Raw genomic sequence first — 15,487 nt, 5'->3', positions numbered from 1 at the left:
TCGGCTGCGATACGTTCGGGCGATGCGTCCCTCTATATCCCCGCAGGTCCGGCGCGGGTTCGTGGCCCTGACCGCGACTGCGGTCAGCGCCTTCGCCGGGGTCTCCCCCGCCCTCGCGAGCACGCACCACATGCCGGCGCCGGCCGCCCCGGCGACCACTGCACCGGACGCCGGAGGGACGAAGGGCAAAATGCCGCCCGCGCAGATGTCGACTGTCGGCGGCGAGCGGCTGGGCAGGCCGGGCCCGCAGGTCGGCGCGGGGGCGCCCGCACTGCCCGCGAAGCTCTCCGCGCTGTCGTGGATCGTCTCGGACGCCGACACCGGGGACGTCCTCGCGGCGTCGAACGCCCACTGGGCGCTCCCGCCTGCCAGCACCCTGAAGATGCTCTTCGCCGACACCGTGCTGCCCGCCCTGCCGCACGGCACCAGCCACAAGGTCACCGACGCCGACCTGTCGGGAATGGGCTCGGGAAGCAGCGCGGTCGGCATCGTGCCGGGGCAGCAGTACAAGGTGGCGGACCTGTGGCGCGGAGTGTTCCTGCGCTCGGGCAACGACGCCGTGCATGTGCTCGCCGCGATGAACGGCGGAGTCCCGAAGACCGTCACCGACATGCAGAAGCGGGCCGTGGAGCTGGGCGCGAAGGACACCCACGTCCTCAGCCCCGACGGTTACGACGCCCCGGGGCAGGTCTCGTCGGCGTACGACCTGACGCTGTTCCTGCGCGAAGGGCTGAAGAACAAGGATTTCAAGGAGTACTGCTCCACGGCCGACGCCAAGTTCCCCGGCGGCCCGCAGACCAAGGGCAAGCCGTTCGGCATCTCCAACACCAACCGGATGCTGTCCGGGCTCGGCGGGGTCACCAAGTACCCCGGTCTGATCGGCGGCAAGAACGGTTACACCACCCATGCGGGCAACACCCTCGCCGAGGCCGCCCAGCGCGACGGCCGTACGCTCCTGGTCACGGTGATGAACCCGCAGGAGCAGAAGCACGACGAGGTCTACAACGAGATGCGCCAGCTCCTCGACTGGGGCTTCGCCGCGGCGGGCAAGGCCACCCCGATCGGCACCCTGAACCCCACCGCCGCGGCCCACGGGCCGAACCCCGCCACGGGCAGCGCCGCGACCAGCGAGGCCGGTACGGCCACCGGCTCGGCGTCACCGGGCGCACTCGGCTGGACCGGAATCGGCGCGGCGGTGCTGGTCGCGGGTGGCGCGGTCGCCTTCGCCCTCAAGCGGCGCAAGGACAGCGGCAGCACAGAGAAGAGCAAGAGCGACAACGAGAACAGCACCGAGGAGAGCGGGAACGAGAGCGAAGGCGAGGGCGACGGCGACGGCGGGGACGGGAACGGGGACGGGAGCGGGAACGTCACCGCATCAGCGAAGTGAGGGAGAAGCCCTCCGCTGTCACCTCGTCCGGGCTCAAGTCGACCTCCTCTCGCAGGAGTTGACGAGACACCAGATGGTCGACGGGGCTGTTGAGCGACTCCACTGCCAGCAGTCTCGTCCCTCTGAGGAGGAGCACCGAGAACGCTTCGGGGTCGTCACCGAGCACCACCTCCGTGTCGTGTCCTTCTGCACGTCCCGCGATCTGCAGGTTCGTTGAGAACTGGTCGCTCCAGAACCAGGGCAGTTCGTCGTACGCACGGAACGTCCCGGTCAGCCGTTCGGCGACCAGCCGGGCGTGGCCGACGGCGTTCTGGACCGATTCGAGCCGCAGCCGGTTCCCGGACCGTACCTGCGGGAACGCCGCGCAGTCCCCGATGGCTGAGATGTACGGATCGGCTGTCAGCAGGCGGGAGTCGACGGTGATGCCGCTGTCGCCCACCGGGAGGCCGGCTGCGGCGGCCAGCTCGGTGCGCGGGGTGACGCCGACGCCGATCAGGACCAGGTCGGCGGGCAGCCGTCGGCCGTCGGCCAGCTCCACCGCCCGCACGGCTCCGCGCCGGTCGCCGTGCAGGGCGGCGACGCTCCGGCCGAACAGCAGCCGGCTGCCTCTCCGCTCGTGCAGCCGGGTGAAGTACTCGCCCGTCCGTACGGAGACGGCCCGCGCGAGCGGTCGCCCCTGCGCTTCGACGACCGTCACCTCGCAGCCGAACTCCCTTGCCACCGCTGCGAATTCGAGCCCGATGAACCCGGCTCCGACCACCACCGCACGCCGTGCGGCAGCCAACGAAGCCCGCAGCGCGGCGGCGTCCTGCGCGGTGCGCAGGGTGTGCACGCCGCGCAGCGCGCTGCCCGGCACTCCGCGCAGTCCGGCCCCCGGCACGTCGAGGGTGCGCGGGCGGGCACCGGTGGCCAGGACGAGATGGCCGTAGTCGTACTCGGAGCCGTCGGCGAGGCGGACCGTACGCGCGGCCGGGTCGATTCCGGTCACCGTACCGTTGACCAGGTCGATCGACTGGCGTACGTAGTAGGTCACGGGCCGCAGCCACAGCTGTGTCTCGTCCGCCGTGCCCGTGAGGTATGCCTTGGACAGCGGCGGGCGTTCGTACGGGAGCGCGTCCTCGGCGCTGATGAGCGTGATGCGCCCCGGGTAGCCGAGTTCGCGCAGCGACGCCGCGGTCTGGTAGCCGCCCTGCCCGGCCCCCACGACGACCACGGACGCGGGCCGGGTGTCGTGCGCCGGCCGGGTGTCGTACGCCGTCGGGGTGTCGCGCGCCATCAGAGCTGCTGCTCGGGGAGGTGGACGGTCAGGCCGTCCAGGCTTTCGGTCACCGGGAGTTGGCAGCTCAGCCGGCTGTTGGGCAGACGTGGGGAGGCGGCGAGGCCGAGCATGTGGTCCTCGTTCGGCCGAGCCGGTTCCAGCTTGTCGAGGGTGGCTTCGTCGACGTAGACGTGACAGGTGGCGCACAGCGCGTTGCCGCCGCAGAGGGCGAGGATGCCGTCGATGTCATTGAGGACGGCGCCGCGCATGATGCTCGTGCCGACGGGGACTTCGGTCGGGTGCGCGGTCCCGTCGACGGTGACGTACGTGATTTTGGGCATGGCAGAACTCCTCGATGCAACCGGAGCAACCGGAGCATCAGGTGGGAAGTGGAAGGCGCGGAGGGCGCGGAAGGTGTGGAGGGCGCCGCCGGTGGCCGGCGGGGGACGCGACACCCCTGCCGAATCGGCCTCACCGACCGGCCGTTCGGACACACGACGTCCTGGGCCGGGGATGCGGCAGCACGTGGGAACGTACCAGAAGGAGTTCCCGGCGCGCCAGGTTCACGAGGTGGCGTCAGGCTCCTCGCGCCAGGTTGACGTAGTGGCGTCAGGCTCCTCGCGCCAGGTTCACGAAGTGGCGTCAGGCTCCGGCATGCGGTGGTGCATGAAGGGGGTGCCGGTGACGAACTCGCGGAATTTCAGCGCCGCTTCGGACAGGTGGGCCTCGCCGTTCCACACCAGGGTGAGCACGCGGTGGCAGTCGGGCGCGGCCAGGCGCACCCAGACGACGGGAACGCTCGCGGTCGTACCGAGCTGACGCGACATCCCCGGGATCAGGCCGATGCCGAGGCCCGCGCTGATCATGTCCTGGCTGGCGCCCGGTTCGTCGCCCTCGCAGGACAGCAGCGGTGTGAGCCCCTCGGAAGCGAACAGCCGGTCGAGGAGGGTGCGTTGCCAGTTGCCCGGGCGGGTGGAGACGAAGGGTTCGTCGGCGATCTCGGGGACCGTGACGCTCTCCCGCCCGTCGAGCCAGTGACCGGGCGGTACGGCGAGCAGCACTTCCTCGCGGAAGAGCTCGACCGTTTCGAGGTGGGCGCCGGTCAGCGGCTGTGAGGCGACACAGAAGTCGACCTCCCTGGCGCGGAGTTGGCGGCCCATCTCCACCACGTTCGACTGGAAGAGCCGTACGTCGGCACGGGGGTGCGCGGCCCGGAAGCTGCCGAGGAGGTGAGTGACCGTCAGAAGGGTCTCGGAGGCGACGGCGACCCGGCCGAGCCCGGTGTCGCGGGCCTCGCGGACGGCCCTGCGGCCGTCGTCGAGCTCACTCAGGGCGCGGTCGACGTGGCGCAGGAAGATCGCGCCGTACTGGTTGAGCTTGATCCGGCGGCCCTGCCGGTCGAAGAGCGGTGAGCCGAGCTCGGCCTCCAGACGCGCGATGGTGCGGCTGAGCGAGGGCTGGGCGACTCGCAGCTCATCGGCGGCGCGGCTGATGTGCTCGTAACGGGCGACGGCCTGGAAGTAGCGCAACTGCAGCAGGTCCATGGCCCGCCTCCCGTGGGTCGGTCTTCGCTTATGCCTTCAGAGTCATCTTCACATTGCAGAACAAGTCTTGGAACGCATAAGCAATTCTCTCTACGGTCGTCCTCATCGGGTCACCGCACAGGTGGACGGGTCACGACGCCCGGCGCCTGCACACGCGAAGCGAGAGCCCGGTGCACACCACCGCCCCACGCCCAGAAAGGTCACCTCATGAGCGCTGCGGATCTGGCCCGGCTCCAGTTCGCGGCCACGACCGGCATCCACTGGCTGTTCGTGATCCTCACCATGGGGCTCGTCCCCCTCGTGGCGGTCATGCACACCCGGGCCGCGTTCACCCGCGATCCCGCGAAGCGAGCCGTCCGGGAGCGTGCGACCCGCTTCTGGGGACAGCTCTACGTCATCAACTACGCCGTCGGCATCGCCACCGGCCTCGTCATGGAGTTCCAGTTCGGGCTCAGCTGGAGCGGGCTGAGCAAGTTCGCGGGCAATGTCTTCGGCGCCCCGCTGGCTCTCGAAACCCTCATCGCCTTCTTCGCCGAGTCCACCTTCCTCGGCATGTGGATCTTCGGCTGGGGCCGGCTGAGCAAGGGCGTACACGTGACGCTCATCTGGCTGGTCGCCCTGACCGCGTACGCCTCCGCGTACTGGATCCTGATCGCCAACGGCTTCATGCAGCATCCCGTCGGGTACGAAGTCCGGGACGGCGCCGCGTACTTGACCGACTTCGGGGCGCTGCTCACCAACCCCAACGCCCTGCTCGCGTTCGCCCACATCACGCTCGCCGCGCTGACGACGGGTGGCGTCTTCGTCGCCGGGATCAGTGCGTACCACTTCGCGCGCAGGACCACCGAGACCGAACTCTTCCGCGGTTCCCTGCGGACAGGGGTCGTGGTCTCCACCGTCGCCTCCTTCTTCGTCGTCATCGTCGGCGACCTGCAGTTTCCGCTGATCCGTGAGAACCAGCCCGAGAAGGCGGCCGCCATCGAGGGCGGTGGCTGGCTGCAGTTCTCGTTGGACTCGATGACGGTCATCGGCAACACCGTGTCCACCATCACGCTCGTCGCTCTCCTCCTGCTACGGAAGGACCGGCTGGTGCGTTGGCGCCCTCTCGCGTACCTGATGACGGCGATGATCCCGTTCCCCTTCATCGCTTCCGTGGGCGGGTGGGTCTTCCGCGAGGTCGGACGTCAACCCTGGCTGGTCTACGGCGAGTTGACTGTCGAGGACGCGCTCTCCCACGTCAGTACGGCCTTGTTCGCCGTGTCCTGCGTGGTGTTCATCGCCCTCTTCCTCGCGCTGGCGGCAGTGAACTGGACCTTGATCGTTCGCTTCGTCCGCCGTGGTCCGGGCGCGGTACAGCTCGGGGTTACGGAGCCGCTCGCGGACGAGAGGGAGCAGGAGACGGTCCCGGCCTACTGACGGAGTCCACTCCCGCACATGGCCGCGTATGGCCGCGTATGGCCGCGTATGGAAAGAAAGTTGAGCGAAATGAGTCTGGAGACACTGTGGCTGGCTCTCCTCGGGCTGCTGCTCGGCGGGTACTTCGTGCTCGGCGGCTACGACTACGGCGCACAGATGCTGCACCCGTTCCTCGGCGGGGGCCAGGAGGACCGGGACGGCAGGGACGACAGGCGCGTACGCCACCCCGGCCGGAACGCCGCCCTCGACGCCATCGCACCGTTCTTCCTCGGCAACGAGGTCTGGCTGGTCGCCTTCGCCGGCGTCCTGTTCGGAGCCTTCCCGCACCTGGAGGGCGCCCTCCTGCCCGGTCTGTACCCGCTGATCGCGGCGATCCTCGTCGGCCTGGTGCTCGGCAATGCCGGAGTCCAGCTGCGCGGCCGCGCCCGCAGTGTCGGTGGCCGGCGGTGGTGGGACGCCCTGATCGTGTTCGGCGGCGCAATGCCCGCCGTGTGCTGGGGACTTGTCGTGGGTCTGCTGCTCCACGGGGTGCCGCGCCGGGCGGACGGGAGCTTCCACGTCGGGTTCGGCGAAGTGTTCACGCCGTTCGTACTGGCCTGCGGTGCGACGTCCGCGCTGCTGTTCGCGGCGCACGGGGCGGCCTTCGTCGCGCTGCGTTCCGCCCCTGACCTCGCCGCATCTGCCCGCCAGTTGGGCGCGGGCCTGCTGCGTGCGGCGGGCGCCGCAGGCGCCCTCGCGCTGCTGCTGACGCTCTTCGGTGCGGGCGCCGCCATGACGAACCGCGCGACCTCGGCGGTTCTTGCCCTCCTGTGCGCGGCGGCGCTCGCCGGTGCCTGGTGGTGCCTCGTGCGCGGGCACCGCGTCCGGGCGTTCGCCGCGACCTGCTGCACGGTACTGCTGCCCGTGCTGCTCGTGGGGGCAGGCCACTACCCGTACGTACTGATCGACTCGGCCGGCGATGGGATGACGATCCATCAGGCGGTCACGGACGGGGCGACGTTGAAGATCCTGACCGTGTTCGGGGTCGTACTGATCCCGGTGATCCTCGCGTACCAGTCGTGGAACTGGTGGGCCTTCCGGGGGCGGACGGGCCGCCGACACCCCAGCTACTTCTGATCCGAAGGGCCCTGAGATGAAGCCGGCCGAACGCCGACTGCTGCGCGAACTCCCCTTGCTGCGACACCACATGACGTACTCCGCGGTACTGGCGCTGCTGGGTGCCGGGCTCATCGTCGCCCAGGCGTGCCTGCTGGCGACAGTGCTCGCGGACGGCTTCCGCGGACTCCCGAGCGCCCCGCTCACCACCCCGCTCACCACCCTGCTCACCGGCCTGGGCTCCGTCATGGCGCTGCGCGCGCTGCTGGCCTGGGCCCGTGGGGCACTCGCGCAGCGCGCCGCGGCCGACGCCAAGCGTGCGCTGCGCGACCGGATCACCGGCAGCCTGCGGCACACCGGCCCCCTGCGGCTCACAGCCCTCCGGCACGGCGAAACGGCGACGCTGCTCACCCGGGGCCTCGACGCCCTCGACCCGTACGTCGTCGGCTACCTGCCCACGAGGACGGCCACGGTCGTGGTACCCCTCGTGGTCGTCGGCTGGCTTGCGTGGACCGACTGGACATCGGCGTTGATCGTTGTCGTGACGCTGCCGCTGATCCCGGTGTTCGGTGCGCTGGTCGGTATGCACACCGCTCAACGCACCGCCAGGCAATGGCAGTTGCTGTCCCGGCTCGGCGGGCACTTCCTCGACGTGGTGGCCGGGCTGCCGACGCTGCGCGCGTTCGGCCGCGAACGGCACCAGAGCGGGGTGGTGGGCGAGATGGCGGACGCCCACCGGCGGGCCACCATGCGGACGCTGCGCGTGGCGTTCCTCTCCTCCTTCGTCCTGGAGACGGTCGCCACCCTCTCGGTGGCGCTGGCCGCCGTCCCGGTCGGGCTGCGGCTGCTCGGCGACACGACGGATCTCCGTACGGCGCTGATCGTCCTGTTCCTCGCCCCCGAGGCGTATCTGCCGCTGCGCGCGGCGGGGGCGGCATTCCACGACAGTGCGGAGGGGATCGCGGTGGCGGAGCGGGTCTTCGCGCTGGTCGACGACACCAGTGGGGGTGACTCCCCCGACCGCGGACCGGCACGCAGGCCTACCCCCGATGCCCGCACGTCGCACCTGCGTCTCGACGGGGTCAGCGTCCAGTACCCGGGCCGGGCCGCGCCCGCGCTCCGGGACGTCTCCCTCTCCGTACACCCCGGCGAGCACGTGGTCCTGGTCGGGCCGAGCGGCGCGGGCAAGTCGACGCTGCTCGCGCTGCTGCTCGGCTTCGTGGCTCCCGCCTCGGGCCGGGTCACGGTCGGCGGCGCCGACCTCGCGGACCTGGACCCGGACGAGTGGCGAGCGCAGGTGGCGTGGGTGCCGCAGCGGCCGCACCTGTTCGCGGCTTCCGTACGGGACAACATCCGGCTGGGGCGCCCCGGGGCGAGCGACGCCGAGGTACGGGAGGCGGCCCGCGCGGCGTCGGCGGACCGCTTCGTCGAGGCGTTGCCGCAGACGTACGACACGGTGCTCGGGGAGCACGGCGCGGGGCTCTCGGCGGGCCAGCGGCAACGGATCGCACTGGCCCGCGCATTCCTCAAGGACGCCCCCGTCCTGCTCCTCGACGAGCCGACCGCACATCTGGACGCGGAGAGCGAGGCGGTGGTCACGCGGGCGACGGTCCGGCTGATGCGCGGGCGGACGTCGATCGTGGTGGCACATCGGGCGGGGTTGCTGCCGCATGCGGATCGGGTGGTCACGGTACGTGGGGGGAGCGTGGGTGTTCCTCAACTCGCGGTTACGGAAGGGGTGATGGGCTCGTGAGGGCGTGGTGGGGTGCGCGGGGCCGGAGAGGAATCGATCCGGCGAGCCGAGGCGGAGGCGGCGTTCGGAACGGGGGTACGGGCGGTGCGGACGAGCTCCTGCCCGGAGCGAGGGGTTCCGCTGTGCCCACCCTTCCCCAAGCTCTCAACTCCGTTCGAGCAGGGGAGACCCCACTCGCCCCAGCGGAACAGTTGCCCACAGCGTGGGGGGAGCCAATGCCCACAGCGTGGGCGGAGCGAACGTCCACGGCCGAGCAGGAGCGGGTACCCTCGGCGGTGCCGGAGCCGGAACGCGTGCGCGCAGCGGAGCCGGAGCGGTCGCCGTCAGCAGGACCGAAGCACGTGCCCTCAGCAGGGCCGGGGCGCGTACGCACGGCCAGGCCGGAGCACGTCCCCGCAGCGGAACCGGAACGCGTGCTCACAGCGGGGCCGGAGCATATGCGGACAGCCGGGCCTCCACACGTTCCTGCAGCGGAGCCGAAGCGCGTACACAAAGCCGGGCCAGAGCGGGTGGGATCGCCCGCAGCCGAGCCGAAGCGCACACCCCCAGCGGAGCCGAGTCCCGTGTGTGCACCCAGGCCTGCGCACGTGCCCTCGGCTGCCCCCGAGCGCGTGCGCCCAGTCGGGCCCGAGCACGTACTCCCCACCCGGCCCGAGCGTGTACGTCCAACCGGGCCCGAGCATGGACGCCCAACCGAGCCGACGCATGTCCGTGCAGCCGGGCCAGTGCACTTGTGTGCAGCGCAGTCGGAGTGGGGGTCTGCGGTGGGGCCCCAAAGGGGCCCGCACGGGTGGGGGGTGGGGGATCGGCCCGCCCTTTGGGTTCTTCGGCAGTTGCTTCCTCACTGGCGGCGGCTGTTGCCCGGGGCTGTTGCTGCCGCCGGGAGTGAGCTTGCCGGGGTTTCGCTCATGGCTGTCGCTGCCTGGCTCATTACCCGGGCCGCCGAGCAGCCGCCGATTGCCTCCGTGGGGCTGGCGATCGTTGCCGTGCGGGCGCTGGCGCTGGGGCGTGGGGTGCTGCGGTACGGCGACCGGCTGCTCGGGCACGACGGTGTGCTGCGGGCCGTCGCCGGGTTCCGTACCCGGGTGTACGAGGCACTGGTGCCCCTCGCTCCGGCCGGCATCCCTGCGTTCCGCAGTGGTGATCTGCTGACCCGGCTGGTGGACGATGTCGATGCCGCCCAGGATCTGCTGCTGCGAGTTCTCATTCCGGTGGCCGCCGCCTGCGTGGTTGGCGCGGCTGCCACCTCAACGGCGGCGGTGCTGTTGCCGGGGGCGGGTGCCGTGCTCGGGGTGGTGCTGGTCGTGGCGGGGGTCCTCGTTCCCGTTCTGGTGCTCGCGCTGTCCCGTCGGGCGGGGCGGGAGGAGAAGGCGGTGCGCGCTGAACTCGCCGCGTACGCAGTGGATTTGGTCCAGGGCGCGGCGGACCTCGCCGCGTACGGTGCGCAGGGTCGTGCCGAGGAGCGGGCCCGTCGCGCCTCTGCCCGGATCGGCGTACTGGAGCGCCGCAAAGCCCTCACCACCTCGCTCGCCTCTGCCGTCGTACTGCTGCTCCAGGGCGGGGCGGTGGTCGGCGTCACCCTGCTCGCGCTGCGTGCCCACGCGGCCGGTGAGCTGCCTGTCGTGCATCTCACCGTGCTCGCGGTCCTCGCACTGGTCTCCTTCGAGGCCCTCGCACCGCTGCCCGCGGCGGCCCGCCGGCTCGCCGAAGTACAGGCCTCCGCACGCCGGTTGGCGGGCGTACTCGACACGCCTCCGCCCGTGGCCGAGCCGGCCGTTCCCGTTTCACTTCCGGCCGGGGGTCCGCCCGGGGGTCCGCCCGGGGATCCGCTCGGGGGTCCGCCCGGGGGTCCGCTCGGCGGTCCACTCGGTGTGGAGATCACCGGGCTGCGGGTACGCCACCGCCCCGACGTGCCTCCGGCCCTGGACGGGGTGAACCTGCGGCTGCCGCCCGGCCGACGGGTGGTGCTCCTCGGCGCCAGCGGTTCCGGCAAGTCGACGCTGATCGCGGCGCTCATGCGGTTCGTACCGTACGAAGCGGGAAGCATCCGCGTCGGCGGGCGCGAACTGCGCGACTGCGCGGGCGCGGACGTACGCCGGGCGATCACCGGCATGACCCAGGACGCCCACGTCTTCCACACCACGATCCGCGCCAACCTGGTCCTGGCCCGCCCCGACGCCACCGAGGCCGAACTGCGCGAGGCCGCCGGGCGGGCCCGGCTCCTCGACTGGATCGAATCGCTGCCCGACCGCTGGGACACCCTCCTCGGCGAGGACGGTGCCGCGATGTCGGGCGGTCAGCGCCAACGCCTGCTGCTGGCACGCGCGTTGCTCGCCGATCCGCCCGTACTGGTCCTGGACGAGCCCACCGAGGGGCTCGATCCGGACACCGCCGCCGCCGTACTCGCCGACATCCTCGACGCCACCCGGGGCCGCACCACGCTCCTCGTCACCCACGAGCAGTCCGGGCTGGCGGCCGCCGACGAGATCGTGACCCTGGACAAGATCGTGCCCCTCGACGAGATCGTGACCCTCGACCGGAACTGACCCGCCACACCGGCGCCTACCCGGTACCCGACCGGTTCGCCGACGCGGCCTCCGCGAGCAGTGCGTCGACGAACGCGCGCAGTCCCACGGGGTAGATGTCCCGTGCGACCTGCGGGCCCCACCGGGTGCCGATGGCGGCCAGGTGAGGCACCTGGGACGTGTCCAGGTCGTCACGGTAGGCGAAGGGTTCGCCGGCGGCCTGTCGGCGGGCGGAGCGGGCGCGTACGAGGACCTCGCCGACCGTGTAGAACCAGATGTTGCGGAACACGTCGATGCTCTGTTCGACCGTACATCCGGAGCCTTCCGCGCCGGCCACGACGGCTTCGACCATCCACATCGCCGATTCGTCGAGCAGGCCGACGAAACCGTCTGCCGAGAGGACTTCCGCGGCCCACGGCCAGGCCGCGAGGGCGTCGCGCAGCGCGGTGGCGGCCGTGACGATGCGCTCGCGCGGCTCACCGGGCAGTTCGGGGCGTTCGATCTGGCCGACGTGGTGATTGAGCAGCAGGACCACCAGATCGTCCTTGTTCCGGATGTGGTGGTACAGCGTCGTCGCCCCGATGCCGGCCTCGGCGGCCAGCCGACGGATGGTCAGCTTCTCCCAGCCGTCCTCGTCGATGATCCGGCGGGCCGCCACCAAGATCTCCGCGCGGGAGGTCACGGGCGGCCGGCCGGTGCGGCCCTGCGGCGCGGGTGAGGCGGGTGAGGCGGACAGTCGCGACATCACCCCATCATGCCGCGCTGCTGCTCCCCGCCCCGAAGCGGGTGCGGCTTTCCCGTTCCCGCCGGACGACCTCGATGGTACTTTCGGAACATGTTCCGAAACTTAATCACGAGTGCACGCAACGGAGTTGGAGAACGATGACTGCCACCGACCTCGCCGCGACTCCGGCTCCGGCTCCGGCTCCGACCCCGGCGCAAGAACAAGAACAAGAACTGGGGCAGAGCATCGCGGCGCTCCTGCGCCCCCACGCCGGCAGCTTCGCCGCCGTCGTGATCCTGCAGGTCGTCGGCGCGCTCGCGGGCCTGGCGCCGCTGCTGGCCGTCGTCGAACTGGGCCGTGCGCTGCTGCTGCCGGGGCCGGTCGATCACGGCCACGTCTGGACCACGGTGACCGCCGGTACCGTCGGCCTGTTCGTCCGGCTGCTGTTCGCCGCCGCGTCGACCGGCATCGGCCATGTCCTGGACGGCCAAGTGCAGTTGTCGTTCCGCCGGCAGCTGGCCGCCCGGCTGGGGCGCGTACCGATCGGCTGGTTCTCCCGGCGCAGGACCGGCGAGCTGGCGAAGGTGGTGGGCGAGGACGTGAGTGCCGTGCACCCGTTCATCGCCCACGCCCCCGGTGAGCTCGTCTCCGCGTTCGTCGTGCCGCTGGTGTCGCTGATCTATCTGTTCACCATCGACTGGCGGCTGACGCTGATCACGCTGATTCCGGTGGCGCTGGCGGTGGCGCTGGTTCCGCTGATGATGACGCAGGACCGGCTGCGCGAGCAGCGGGAGTTCGACACGGCCATGGGGCGGATTTCGAGTTCCGTCATCGAGTTCGTGCAGGGCATCGCGGTGGTCAAGGCGTTCGGCGGGGCGGGGCGCGCGCACCGCAGGTTCCTCGACGCCGCGGACGGTTTCGTCGCCACCTTCAACCGGTGGGTGCACGGCATGGCCGGGCCGGCCGCGGGGATGCAGCTGGCGCTGTCTCCGCCGTTCGTACTGCTGGTCGTACTGATCGGCGGCGCGGCCCTGATCACGGGTGGCGGCCTGGCCCCGGCCGATCTGCTGCCCTTCCTCCTTCTCGGTCTGGGCCTGACCGCGCCCGTGGCGGCCCTCGGCCACGGCTTCGACGACATGCAGAACGCCCGGCGCGCGGTCGGCCGGATCCGGGACGTACTCGCAGTGCGGTCGTTGCCGGAGCCCGTGCACCCGGCCGCACCACAGGGTCACCGGGTGGAGCTGCGCGGCGTGCGCTTCGGGTACGAGGACGATCATGAGGTGCTGCGCGGCATCGACCTGGTGCTTGAGCAGGGGACGACGACCGCGGTCGTCGGTCCTTCCGGAAGCGGAAAGTCCACGCTGGTGCAGCTGTTGCCGCGGTTCTTCGACCCGACCCGCGGTTCAGTCACCGTCGGCGGTGTCGATCTGCGCGACCTCGGCAGCCGGGAGCTCTACCGGACGGTCTCCTTCGTCTTCCAGGACGTACGGCTGCTGCGCACGTCGATCGCGGAGAACATCGCACTCGCGGTGCCGCATGCCGACCTCGACGACGTGGTGCGCGCCGCCCGGCAGGCGAACATCCACGACCGCATCCTCGAACTGCCCCGCGGATACGAGTCGGTGGTCGGGGAGGACGCCGGTCTTTCGGGCGGCGAGGCCCAACGGATCTCGCTCGCCCGCGCACTGCTCGCCCACACGCCCGTACTGGTACTCGACGAGGCGACCTCCTTCGCCGACCCGCAGACCGAACAGGCCGTACGCCGGTCCCTGGCGGCGCTGAGCGACGACCGGACGGTCCTCGTCATCGCCCACCGGCTGGAGACGGTCGCCGACGCCGACACCGTCGTGATGCTGGAGAACGGGACGGTCGTCGAGCGCGGTCGGCCCGCCGAACTCCTGGCCCGGGGTGGGAAGTTCGCCGCCTTCTGGCAGTCCCACCGATCAGCAGCAGCCGACGCGACCACCAGCAGCGGCACCACCAGCATCACCAGCAGCGACACCACCAGCACTTCCAGCGGCGTACCGCAAGGAGACGATGCCCGATGATCCGAATGCTGCTGCGCGTACTGGGAAACGAGTACGCCCGGCCGGTGCGCCGCACCGTGGCCCTGATGACGACGACCGCCGTGGCGGAGGGACTGTCCTACGCCCTGCTGGTGCCCGTGCTGCGGGCGCTGCTGGGGCCCGCGCCCGCAGAAGCGTGGCCCTGGCTGATCGCCTTCGGTTCCGCCGTCGCGGCCTACGCGGTGCTGCGCTACCTCAGCGACCTGTCCGGTTTCCGCGCCGGAACCACGCTGCTGCGCGGCATGTACCACCGGCTCGGCGACCATCTGGCCCGGCTGCCCATCGGCTGGTACAGCGCCGGCCGCGTCGGGGAGGTGTCCGTGCTGGCCAGTCGTGGCGTCCTGGAGGCGATGAGCGTGATCGCGCACATCCTGGCGCCGCTGATCTCGGCCGGTGTGACGCCCCTGGTGATCGTTGCCGTGATGCTCGCCTTCAGCTGGCAGCTGGGGCTGGCCGCGCTGGTCGCCGTACCGCTCGTCGCGGTGATCCAGGTGCGTACGGGACGCTCGATGGCCGCGGGCGACGCGGAACGCGCCGCACGCGACCACGAGGCCACCGGGCGGGTCATCGAGTACCTCCAGGCCCAGCCGGTGCTCCGGGCCGGCGGCCGGACCGCCGAACGCTTCCGGCTGCTCGACCACTCGCTGCAGGAAGTCCAGCGCGCGTCCCGCCGTTCCGCGCTGGCGGCGCTGCCCGGGGTGCTGGCTCTGACGCTCGTGGTGCAGGCGATGTTCACCGTGCTGCTGGTTCTCGGTGCCTACCTCGCGCTCGGTGGGAACGTCGGCGCGGTGGAGGTACTGACGATCCTGGTGCTCGCGGCCCGCTGCGCGGAGCCGCTGCTGTCACTGGCGGACATGGGCGGCCAACTCCGTTCCGCACGCGCTGAGTTGACGCGGCTCGACACGGTGTTGCGCACCGAGCCGCTGCCGGAGGCCCCCGATCCGGTCCTCCCCGTCCGCCATGACCTGGAGTTCGACTCCGTCACCTTCCGGCACGGCGAGGGCACCCGTACGGTGGTTGACGGCCTGTCGCTGACCGTCCCCGAGGGGCAGCGGCTTGCCGTCGTCGGCCCCTCGGGCGCGGGCAAGAGCACGCTGCTGCAACTGCTCGCCCGTTTCTACGACGTGGACGCGGGCGCGGTGCGCATGGGAGGCGTGGACGTACGCGCCGTCAACACCGAGGTGCTGATGGCGCAGATCGCCATCGTCTTCCAGAACGTCTACCTCTTCGACGGCACGATCGAGGAGAACGTACGCCTGGGCCGGCCCGACGCCACCGAGGCCGAGGTGCGCGCGGCAGCGTCCGCGGCGCGCCTGGACGACGTGATCGAGCGCCTGCCCGGTGGCTGGGCGGCGAACGTCGGCGAGGGCGGCGCACTGCTCTCGGGCGGCGAACGCCAGCGCGTCTCGATCGCACGGGCGCTCCTGAAGGACGCGCCCGTCGTCCTCCTCGACGAGGTGACCTCCGCACTGGACCCGGTCAACGAGGCCGCCGTCCACGAGGGCATCGAGCGCCTGATGGCGGGCCGGACGGTGGTGATGGTCGCGCACCGGATGCGTACCGTACGGGACGCCGACCGCGTGGTCTTCCTGGACGGCGGCCGGATCGTGGAGGACGGCAGCCACGACGAGCTGCTGCACGGCGGCGGCCGCTACGCCGACTTCTGGAACATGTCGCTGACGCCGGCGCCGGGCAGCTGAGCCGATCGGGACGGCAGAC

11 protein-coding genes are annotated in these 15,487 nt (G+C 71.4%); 7 read left to right on the top strand and 4 right to left on the bottom strand.

Annotation, left to right across the window (positions count from 1 at the left end):
- Positions 1 to 22: 22 nt before the first annotated feature.
- Positions 23 to 1,387: a D-alanyl-D-alanine carboxypeptidase gene (locus tag AB0D18_RS33135; protein ID WP_362427087.1), complete on the top strand. Its 1,365-nt coding sequence runs from the start codon at positions 23 to 25 to the stop codon at positions 1,385 to 1,387.
- On the opposite strand, the gene AB0D18_RS33130 is transcribed toward AB0D18_RS33135, so the two are convergent.
- From AB0D18_RS33130 to AB0D18_RS33120, 3 genes are all read right to left on the bottom strand, one after another.
- Complete coding sequence (locus tag AB0D18_RS33130) at positions 1,368 to 2,663, bottom strand: FAD-dependent oxidoreductase (protein ID WP_362427084.1); 1,296 nt, start codon at positions 2,661 to 2,663, stop codon at positions 1,368 to 1,370. The genes AB0D18_RS33135 and AB0D18_RS33130 overlap by 20 nt on opposite strands.
- Positions 2,663 to 2,986, bottom strand: coding sequence for a 2Fe-2S iron-sulfur cluster-binding protein (locus AB0D18_RS33125; RefSeq protein ID WP_362427081.1), 324 nt, complete (start codon positions 2,984 to 2,986; stop codon positions 2,663 to 2,665). The genes AB0D18_RS33130 and AB0D18_RS33125 overlap by 1 nt, the downstream gene beginning before the upstream one ends.
- 288 nt (positions 2,987 to 3,274) lie before the next feature.
- Positions 3,275 to 4,189: a LysR substrate-binding domain-containing protein gene (locus AB0D18_RS33120; protein ID WP_362427078.1), complete on the bottom strand. Its 915-nt coding sequence runs from the start codon at positions 4,187 to 4,189 to the stop codon at positions 3,275 to 3,277.
- 207 nt (positions 4,190 to 4,396) lie between these two features.
- Here AB0D18_RS33120 and AB0D18_RS33115 point away from each other — a divergent pair, with 207 nt between their 5' ends.
- From AB0D18_RS33115 to cydC, 4 genes are all read left to right on the top strand, one after another.
- Positions 4,397 to 5,605 (top strand): cytochrome ubiquinol oxidase subunit I, encoded by a 1,209-nt coding sequence (locus tag AB0D18_RS33115; protein WP_362427075.1) that lies wholly within the window; start codon positions 4,397 to 4,399, stop codon positions 5,603 to 5,605.
- Between the two features lie 69 nt (positions 5,606 to 5,674).
- Positions 5,675 to 6,721, top strand: coding sequence for a cytochrome d ubiquinol oxidase subunit II (locus AB0D18_RS33110; protein ID WP_362427072.1), 1,047 nt, complete (start codon positions 5,675 to 5,677; stop codon positions 6,719 to 6,721).
- Positions 6,722 to 6,737: 16 nt separating this feature from the next.
- Entirely contained in the window at positions 6,738 to 8,453 is a 1,716-nt protein-coding gene (cydD, locus tag AB0D18_RS33105; RefSeq protein ID WP_362427069.1) for a thiol reductant ABC exporter subunit CydD, read from the top strand.
- A 764-nt stretch (positions 8,454 to 9,217) separates the two neighbouring features.
- Entirely contained in the window at positions 9,218 to 10,999 is a 1,782-nt protein-coding gene (gene cydC, locus AB0D18_RS33100; RefSeq protein WP_362427066.1) for a thiol reductant ABC exporter subunit CydC, read from the top strand.
- A 16-nt stretch (positions 11,000 to 11,015) separates the two neighbouring features.
- Here cydC and AB0D18_RS33095 read toward each other — a convergent pair whose 3' ends face one another.
- Positions 11,016 to 11,723 carry a TetR/AcrR family transcriptional regulator gene (locus AB0D18_RS33095; RefSeq protein WP_362427063.1) on the bottom strand — a complete coding sequence of 236 codons (708 nt, stop codon included), beginning with the start codon at positions 11,721 to 11,723 and terminating at the stop codon, positions 11,016 to 11,018.
- A gap of 137 nt (positions 11,724 to 11,860) precedes the next feature.
- Between AB0D18_RS33095 and AB0D18_RS33090 the strand changes: the two genes are divergently transcribed.
- A complete protein-coding gene (locus AB0D18_RS33090) occupies positions 11,861 to 13,750 on the top strand; it encodes an ABC transporter ATP-binding protein (protein WP_362427060.1) in 1,890 nt (629 codons plus the stop codon).
- Positions 13,747 to 15,468, top strand: a complete 1,722-nt coding sequence (locus AB0D18_RS33085; RefSeq protein WP_362427058.1) for an ABC transporter ATP-binding protein — start codon at positions 13,747 to 13,749, stop codon at positions 15,466 to 15,468. Before AB0D18_RS33090 ends, AB0D18_RS33085 begins: the two co-directional genes overlap by 4 nt.
- Positions 15,469 to 15,487 lie beyond the last annotated feature (19 nt).

It is taken from the genome of Streptomyces sp. NPDC048442 (genome assembly GCF_040651475.1).
In the GTDB taxonomy this organism is placed as follows: Bacteria; Actinomycetota; Actinomycetes; order Streptomycetales; family Streptomycetaceae; genus Streptomyces.
Note: the sequence above shows the minus strand (reverse complement) of the source record. Positions and strands in the feature narration are given on the sequence as shown.